This is a genomic window from Desulfuromonas sp. TF (genome assembly GCF_000472285.1).
Taxonomy (GTDB): domain Bacteria; phylum Desulfobacterota; class Desulfuromonadia; order Desulfuromonadales; family ATBO01; genus ATBO01.
Genome location: NZ_KI421428.1, coordinates 86025 through 93790, shown reverse-complemented (window position 1 = coordinate 93790; position 7766 = coordinate 86025). Strand labels below are relative to the sequence as shown.

General features: G+C 60.9%; 8 protein-coding genes. 3 read left to right on the top strand and 5 right to left on the bottom strand.

The window, feature by feature from the left end; genetic code table 11:
• From DTF_RS24775 to murI, 3 genes are all read right to left on the bottom strand, one after another.
• A partial coding sequence (locus DTF_RS24775; RefSeq protein ID WP_035058362.1) for a homocysteine S-methyltransferase family protein occupies positions 1–1798 on the bottom strand: 1798 nt, incomplete at its 3' end.
• A 4-nt stretch (positions 1799–1802) separates the two neighbouring features.
• Positions 1803–2453 carry a GerMN domain-containing protein gene (locus tag DTF_RS24770; RefSeq protein WP_051361509.1) on the bottom strand — a complete coding sequence of 217 codons (651 nt, stop codon included), beginning with the start codon at positions 2451–2453 and terminating at the stop codon, positions 1803–1805.
• Between the two features lie 118 nt (positions 2454–2571).
• Positions 2572–3411 (bottom strand): glutamate racemase, encoded by an 840-nt coding sequence (gene murI / locus DTF_RS24765; protein WP_051361508.1) that lies wholly within the window; start codon positions 3409–3411, stop codon positions 2572–2574.
• A 190-nt stretch (positions 3412–3601) separates the two neighbouring features.
• Here murI and DTF_RS0119905 point away from each other — a divergent pair, with 190 nt between their 5' ends.
• The 3 genes from DTF_RS0119905 to DTF_RS24760 all read left to right on the top strand — a co-directional run bounded on the left by DTF_RS0119905 (position 3602) and on the right by DTF_RS24760 (position 4898).
• On the top strand, positions 3602–3931 hold the full coding sequence (locus DTF_RS0119905; RefSeq protein WP_027716740.1) for a hypothetical protein: 330 nt from the start codon (positions 3602–3604) through the stop codon (positions 3929–3931).
• Between the two features lie 65 nt (positions 3932–3996).
• Positions 3997–4263 (top strand): hypothetical protein, encoded by a 267-nt coding sequence (locus DTF_RS0119900; RefSeq protein ID WP_027716739.1) that lies wholly within the window; start codon positions 3997–3999, stop codon positions 4261–4263.
• A complete protein-coding gene (locus DTF_RS24760; RefSeq protein WP_051361507.1) occupies positions 4263–4898 on the top strand; it encodes a putative metallopeptidase in 636 nt (211 codons plus the stop codon). The genes DTF_RS0119900 and DTF_RS24760 overlap by 1 nt, the downstream gene beginning before the upstream one ends.
• Positions 4899–4988: 90 nt before the next feature.
• Here the strand turns inward: DTF_RS24760 and DTF_RS0119890 are convergent, their stop codons facing one another.
• Together DTF_RS0119890 and DTF_RS24755 are read right to left on the bottom strand one after the other, a co-directional pair.
• Positions 4989–6020, bottom strand: a complete 1032-nt coding sequence (locus tag DTF_RS0119890; protein ID WP_027716738.1) for an energy-coupling factor ABC transporter permease — start codon at positions 6018–6020, stop codon at positions 4989–4991.
• 189 nt (positions 6021–6209) lie between these two features.
• On the bottom strand, positions 6210–7619 hold the full coding sequence (locus tag DTF_RS24755) for an amidohydrolase family protein (RefSeq protein WP_081703117.1): 1410 nt from the start codon (positions 7617–7619) through the stop codon (positions 6210–6212).
• Between the last annotated feature and the right edge of the window lie 147 nt (positions 7620–7766).

Here is a 7766-nt window from a genome sequence, read left to right as displayed (position 1 = left end):
CCCCCCCCAGCCGTTCCCGGATGCCGACGTCGGCCTGCCCTGCCGCGGGAGCGGCGGGGACGGCAAGCGCGGAAGCGTAATGAGCGATATACTCTTCAGCCCTCGGATCCTTGGCGAGGAGCACCATGGCCGCCCGGTAGGCGTCCATCATCTTCTCCTCCTTGGGATTGATGATGGCCGCGTCGAGGCCGGCCTGCAGGGCCATGGCAAAATAGACGGACGAGATGACCGGCCGGCTGGGGAGGCCGAAGGAGATATTACTGACTCCCAGCACGGTGGACAAGCCAAGCTCGGCTTTGACCGCCCGCACTGCCCGCAGGGTTTCCAGCGCCTGCTGCTGTTCGGCCGACACGGTCAGGGCCAGGCAGTCGATCAGCAGATCTTCCTCCGGAATGCCTGCGGCCACAGTGGCATCACGGATAGCTGCTGCGGCTGCGACCCGTCCGGCTGCGGTTGCGGGAACCCCTTTCCCATCGAGGGCCAGCCCGATGAGGGCCGCGCCGTACTTGCGGGCCAGCGGAAGGATGGTGCGGAGGCTCTTCTCCTCTCCGGAGACGGAATTGATCAGCACCTTGCCGTCGGCGGCCTTGAGGGCCCTCTCCAGGGCGGCCGGGTCGGAGGAGTCCAGGACCAGCGGTGCGGCGGCGACCCCGGAGGCGGCGAACACGGCCCGCTCCAGGGCCGCCGGCTCGTCGACGCCGGGAAGTCCGCAGTTGAGGTCGATCAGGGTGGCGCCGGCATTTATCTGCTCCTGGGCTTCGCGCCGGATGTAGGCGGTCTTCCCCTCGCGCAGTTCCTGGCTATAAGTCTTCTTGCCGGTGGGATTAATGCGCTCGCCGATAAGGGCGCAGGGGGCCTGGCCGCCTACGGCGACCGCCGCGGTGCGGCTGGAGAGAAACATCCGGCGCGGCGGCGGGGTCCAGGCGAGATCCCTGCCTTCGAGGGCGCCGCGGATCGCCCGGATGTGGGCCGGGGTAGTGCCGCAGCAGCCGCCGATGATCCGCACCCCCAGGGCCAGCATTCGCTCATGATAGGCGGTCATCTCTTCGGGGGTCCCCGGAAAAATCGTCTGGCCGTCCCTCAGGATCGGCAGGCCTGCATTGGCCTGGGAGATGAGGGGCAGAGAGGTGACGGCGCGCATTTTTTCGAGAATAGCGTAGATCCCCTCCACCCCCAGCCCGCAATTGGAACCGAGTACGTCGACCTGGAGGGCGTCGAGAGTGACCGCCGCGGCTTCGGGGGGGGTTCCCAGAACGGTCCGCCCGCCGTCGTCGAAGGTCATCAGGGCCATGACAGGCAGGGAGGAGAATTCCCGGCAGGCGATGACCGCGGCCCGAAGCTCCCGGATATCGAGGAAGGTCTCCAGGGTGACAAGGTCGGCTCCGGCTTCGGCGAAAGCGCTCACCTGCTCGCCGAAGACATCGACCATCTCGTCGAAGGAAGCGTCTCCCACCGGTTCCAGGAAACGGCCCGTGGGGCCGACCGAAGCCGCCACGAAACACCCCGGCCCGGCCGCCCGGCGGGCGATCTCGACCGCCCGGGCGTTGATCTCCGCCACCCGGCCCTCCAGCCCGTAATGGGCCAGCTTGACCCGGCTGCCTCCGAAGGTGTTGGTCACCAGGATATCGGCGCCGGCCTCGGCGTATTCCCGATGAACGCCTTCCACCACTTCAGGCGCGTCGATGTTCATCCCTTCGGGGGAGGCGCCGGGAGCCAGGCCCCGCTCCTGGAGCATGGTTCCCATGGCGCCGTCCAGAACCAGCACCCGCTCCCGTATCGTCCGTCGAAAATCGGCCATCTATCTAGTCTCTTCCCGGCGGAACGGTCGGCAGATGCGCTTCACCGCCGGCTTCCGCCTCTGAAATTTCTTTTTGAGCCTCGTCCGGCGGGCGGCTGAAGCTGAAATCGGACTGAACCGGCCGGCTCAGGTCGACATGCCCCTTGAGGGATTCGACCGGCTCCCCATCCACCAGAATTCGCACCTGCCGGATATGCGGGAAGTTCGCGGCAAGAGAATTGGCCAGGCTGTAAATAGTAAGCAGCTCGGATGAACTCCCCCCGGGATGGGCCGACACCAGGTCGCTGCTGAAATCGATGACGGCGGTCCCGCCGTCGACAGCGACTCCCCTCACGACGGCCTGGGCGGGAAGAACGGGGAGCAGATCGCTCACCGGGCCATCCACCAGGGCCTGCACCACAGATCTGATGCAGTCCGCCTCTTCCAGACAGTCTTCAATTTCCCTCGTTTCGGACGCCAGGTATTCGCCCTCTGCGCTACCGAAATACAGGAGCACCTCCCGCAACCGGCGAGGTTCCTCCTGGACGGTCGGCGCTTCCGTTCCCGGACCCGGGGGCGCCAGGCGGTACATGCGCAGCACCAGGGCGCCCAAGCCCAGCAGGACAACGAGAAAGGCCATAAACAGGAGACGGTTTCTGAACGGAGATGCTTTCATCGTGGCAATCTTTTCATGTCCTTAGGCACAGAAGAAAACTTTTCGAGGGTATCGGCCCAAGCAGTCTGGTCTGAAACAGCCAATTTTCCGCTTCCGCACGGGTTAGTCGGACAGGCCCCTAGCGCAGGGAAAATTCGGCACGGGTCGCCGGGACGACTGCGCCATCCAGGTCTACCGATTCAACCCCGTGTAAGGGGGTGCCGAGGAATGAACCGCCTACCCGCTCGAAACGGGTAGGGACATCGGTGACGAAAAATCGAGGCCAGGCCGGATGCGAACGGCGAAACAGATCCCGCTCCCGAAGCGGACCCGCCACCATGAGGGCGGTTTCTTCGGCGGAATCGACCAGTTCCACCCCATCGCCCATGACGTTGCGCAAAGTGGTCTTGAGCAGCGGATAATGAGTGCAGCCAAGGACCAGGGTATCGATTCCCCGCTGCAGCAGCGGCGCAAGATACTCCTCGGCAGCCAGATGGGCGATGCGGTGTTCCGCCCAGCCCTCTTCAGCCAGTGGAACGAACAGGGGGCAGGGCGCGGAAAAAACTTCGATATCGGGGTCCAGGGCGTGAATGGCGCGGGGGTAAGCGCCGCTTTTGATCGTCCCTTCCGTGCCGATGACGCCCACTTTCCTGCAACGGGTCACAGCCACGGCCTTGCGGGCGCCCGGCTCGATCACCCCGACGACCGGAAGATTAAAGTGCTCGGCCAGAGCCGGCAGAGCAACCGAAGAAGCGGTGTTGCAGGCGACGACCAGCATCTTGACGTGCCGCTCCGACAAGAAGGCCGCCGCTTCCAGGGCATATCTCAAGACAGTCCGGGGGCTTTTGGTCCCGTACGGGACCCGGGCCGTATCCCCGAGATAGACAAGCTCCTCCCCGGGCAGAAGGCGCATCATTTCTTTGAGGACGGTCAGGCCGCCGACCCCTGAATCGAATATTCCAATGGCGCGTTCAGGCAAGTTCAACTCTTTTCTGATCAGTCGATGACAAGTTAGGCATGTTACGGGAACACCGTGGAAAATGTCAAGAGGCATGCCCCTTTTGACCTTTGCCTTTTTTCCTGAAAACTGTTATCGTGTTGGCGCTGAAGAGGCCCCGTGAACCTGTGAATCCTCGTCGGACAACGTGTTCTTTATCCCGGAGTTCAGGATGCAAACCGAGTCATTGATCGATTTTTTGAAGAACTTCAAAACGGGAGAGGTTCTCGGCTTTCTCCGAACACTTAATATCGAAGTTCTTATACATGATCCATGGTTTTTAGGAGGAACGGCCGCGCTGGCTCTTATTTCATTGATCATGCGCTGGCGAGTCCTTCTGGCAACCATCCTGAGCGTCACCGGCTTCGTGGGACTGCTGAACTATACCCTCCAGCAGGATACCTCTCTCGAAAACCTCTCCAATCCGACGTTAATGATCTTCGTCGGCGGCGGAGTCCTGATTATCTTTGTGGTCATATATCTCTTGTTCATCAAGGAATAAATCTCCGGCAAACCCTCCTTTTCCGCAACTCCTTAAAACAAAACACCTGAACGACAGGGGTAGGTATGGCTCTCAAAAAACGTGACTGGCTCTTTGTTGCCTTGGTGGCCGTCGTTTTCGGCATCTTCTTCGCAATTTCCGGCGAGGAAAAGACCATCCGGGTTCCGCACGATGAAATACATGCGAAGTTTTTCGAAATGGTTAACCGCGAAGGGAAAAAAGAGACGGAGAAATTCTGCAAGGAATGTCACAATCCGCAGAATCTCTCTCTCCCCGAAGGGCATCCGCCCCCCTTCCGCTGCCTTTTCTGTCATAAATTCGAAGAGCGCTGATGGCTGAGGAGTGCCGCTCGCCAAGCCGCCGCCCCCCTGCAGGGCCGGTTGTCGACTTTTCCGCGCGCCTCCGGACATTGGCCGTCGATATGTGCAGCAGGGTGCCGGTGCTCTCCCATATCAACACTGAAAAGGTGCTCTTCTGCATCTCTCGCTCCAGAGCCGCCGGCACTCACGGAACTTATGCCCGCATTGCTCCACTGCGGTTTGCCGGGGGGAAGACGGAGTACACTCGACGCCGCGGGCGCTATATCGAAACCTTCAGCCAGCCCCCCCTCTATCATGACGGTCGTGAGATCCTCTACCTGATCCATCTCATGCTGCCGCGTTTTCTTCGTCTCCCGTTCGAGCAGAAGCTCTCGACCATCCTCCACGAGCTCTATCATATCTCCGAGCGGTGCGACGGCGACATCCGCCGTTTTGCCGGCCGCAATTTCGCCCATGGCTCTTCGCGCCGGCGCTACAATCGCCGGATCGACGAACTGGCGATGCACTACCAGGACAGCGAACCCGATCGGACGACACTTGATTTCCTGCACCTCACCGAGGAAGGCTGGCTCCGGCGAGAATACCGCCTGAGCGGCATCATCGTCCCCCTTCCCCGAGCTCGCCTTATCGATCGAAAACGGATCTGAGTTCCATGAAAAAGCCACCTTTGCGGTGGCCGGATGGTGATGCTCTTTTTTCCCGGTCTGAGCCGGGATGTCCGGATACAAAGCGTCCTGTCAACTCGAGCCGTTGCGCTTCCTGAGAATCAATCCAACGCCAAAAGCGATCACCAGAGTGGCCGTTCCCCCCACCACCGCAGAAACGGCACTGCCGTCGTCAAAAAACGGCCAGGGTTCGCCTCCGTTGGCGCCAGCCTCCTGCACCCCAACTTTCTGTCTGAATGCATAGCCTGGAAGAAGAGCCGATCGCTGCTGAAGTCCAGCCAGCACCGTGTGGACTCCGGTCCCGGACGCCGTCGGCTCCTTGCTCCCCGCCACCTGAGAAATTGCCCATTCCAGTCCGTCCGGCCGTGTGGACGCCATCCAGGAGAGCCCTCCCCCCATCACCAGCGAGATCAGCAGAAAGCCCGCAAGAATCCTCGTCCGAATCGGAGCAGCCTGCCGATGGCCGAAGGCGGTCAGCGACTCAGGCTGTATTTTCCAGACATAGCTCACGACCATCGCGGTTACCACTCCTTCGACGAGGCCGATGGGCAGATGAACAGGTTGCATCACCAGGGCGAAGGAGCGAAAAGGGAGCGCGGATATCCCGGAAAAAAAAGTTTCGAGAACCACGGCAAAGGCACCGAGCTGGAGGGCGAGCACGGAAGACAGAATGGATGCGCAGATGATCCGGTTTTGCGTCGGGCGGCTGCCGGCCAGTCTTTTGAAGACCAGGGGGTAGGCAACGAAACAGGGAATGATTCCGAGGTTGAAGATGTTGCAGCCGAGCGCCAGCAATCCTCCGTCGGCGAAGAACAGGGCCTGGACGGTGAGAACGGAGGCGATGGTGATGAGGGCGGAGGCCGGTCCCAGGAGGATGGCCAGGATCATTCCTCCTCCCAAGTGTCCGCTGGATCCGGTGCCCGGTATGGTGAAGTTGATCATCTGGACGGCAAAAACAAAAGCGCCCAGAACCCCCATGAACGGCACCTGGCGATCATTCTGATCACCTTCCACCCTGCGGGAACATAAGGCGATGGCTCCGGCGGCAGCGGCCCACAGGGTGCCGCCAACGACGGGGGAGAGCAGGGCGTCGGCCATGTGCATAGTGCTTCATCTTCCTGAGAACATAGACAAGTCTTGTGACGAATTTCGAAATCGTAACACGCATTCACCTTAGCCAAGCCCCCTCCCCCTGTCAACCCATTTTCCGGCAAGAATTCGCAAAAATTAATTTTATCACTTGTATCGGGGTTTTCTCGGTCTGAACCTCTCCGAACTTCCGCGCCTTCACTCTCAGCGCTTCTTTTCCGAAGCCTCTCTCTTCATCCGCGCCACCTCGTCCGTTTGCAGCCCTTCGGTGTCACAGGCGTAAACCTGCCGTGCATTGCCGGCAAAGATGCGCTCTTTCAATGTGCCACCCGCAGGGCCCAAGGAGCGGAAACCAAATTTTTCCCGCAGATCCTCCGGAATCTCCAGTCGGCGCATGGCCTCGATCTGCCACTGCGGCGAGCCGTACCAGACCGAATCCGTTCCCCAGAGAACCCGATTCTCGCCCATCCCCTTGATCAGGGTCCCCAGAATGCCGGCGCAGTAGCGAGGAGCGCTGACCGCGGTGACGGCGAAGACCGAACCGAGCTCCGCGTAGACATTTTCCACCCCGTGCTCCTGCGGAATTCTTGCCAGTTCGCTCACCCAGGGGATCTCACCTTTTTCTTCGAAGGCCCCTAGCTGCTCTGCGGTGGGCAGTCCGCCGGTGCGGATCGCCGAATGATAGATGAGAAAGCGCAGCTGCGGCCAGTCTCTCGCCGCCTTCGGCACGTCGTCGACGCCGCCGTATTGCCAGGTCCCGGCCATCCGCTGCTTGTAGTTGGAGGGGAGCAGCCCTTTATGGATGCAAACGGTGGTAATGCCGGCTTTTACCATCTTTTCATAGGCGGGATAGACAAGCTTCTCGTCATCGAGCCGCCAGGGCCATCGGGACTCACCGAAAGGCATGCCGACGGTGTACCCCTTCCAGGCGTCGGGCTTCATGGCGATGACCCGCTCCAGATCCTCAAGCCACCCGGGACGTCCCGGGGAGAAAAGGGCGTGGGCCAGCAGGCGCCTGCTTCCGGCCATTTCTTCGACCCTTTGCCGGGCCCGGATCAGCTCGTCATTATGGAGGAAGTAGCGTTCCGGATCGTCGGCGGGGGCGCTGCTCAGCACCGCCAGAGCGGTATCGCTCTTGATAAAAACCTCCTCGAAGAAATTGTCGAACCGGATCTTCTCCACCGTCTGCTCCCCCTGCAGCTGGGGATTCCATCGTTTGGCCAGCTCGCGCAGGCCGAGAATGCCTCTGGAGTGGTAATCCGGGGAGACGAAATGGGTCTGAACATCGATGATCAGCTGTTCGGCCAGAGTCCGGCTGCGCTCGGCGGCGGCTTCCGGATCAGCCGCCTCGGCCGGGCCGACGGCGAAAAGAGGACCGAAGACCGAGTTCATGGCGACAAAGGCAGCCGCCATGCCGCAGCTGCTTTGCAGGAAGCGGCGCCTGTCCATTCCCAGGGGCTTCCTGAGGCGGTCCGTCAGCTCGAGCAGGCATTTTTCTACCCGGAGCATTTCGCCGCTCTGTTCTCCTCGACGGCCGCTCTCCCCTTCGCAAAGGATTCTCGTCGGCAGAGGGAAAACCGGTCTTCTTAATGTCGATTTTTTTCCCCTGATCATATTCGTCTCCTTCTCCCGATAAAGGCCGACAGGTTGCTGCCGAATCGATGTTCATTATTTCTTGCATGGAATTGCTGCAAGGATAGCGAAGGGAAGGCTAAAAGCAAATCGTTCCTCGCTGCACCGCATCCGGGCAGATTGCGTATT

Bases quoted from the DNA above. Each gene is read 5' to 3' on its own strand.
- DTF_RS24770 (WP_051361509.1), bottom strand. From the start codon at position 2,453: ATGAAAGCATCTCCGTTCAGAAACCGTCTCCTGTTTATGGCCTTTCTC.
- DTF_RS0119905 (WP_027716740.1), top strand. From the start codon at position 3,602: ATGCAAACCGAGTCATTGATCGATTTTTTGAAGAACTTCAAAACGGGA.
- DTF_RS0119900 (WP_027716739.1), top strand. From the start codon at position 3,997: ATGGCTCTCAAAAAACGTGACTGGCTCTTTGTTGCCTTGGTGGCCGTC.
- DTF_RS24760 (WP_051361507.1), top strand. From the start codon at position 4,263: ATGGCTGAGGAGTGCCGCTCGCCAAGCCGCCGCCCCCCTGCAGGGCCG.
- DTF_RS0119890 (WP_027716738.1), bottom strand. From the start codon at position 6,020: ATGCACATGGCCGACGCCCTGCTCTCCCCCGTCGTTGGCGGCACCCTG.
- DTF_RS24755 (WP_081703117.1), bottom strand. From the start codon at position 7,619: ATGATCAGGGGAAAAAAATCGACATTAAGAAGACCGGTTTTCCCTCTG.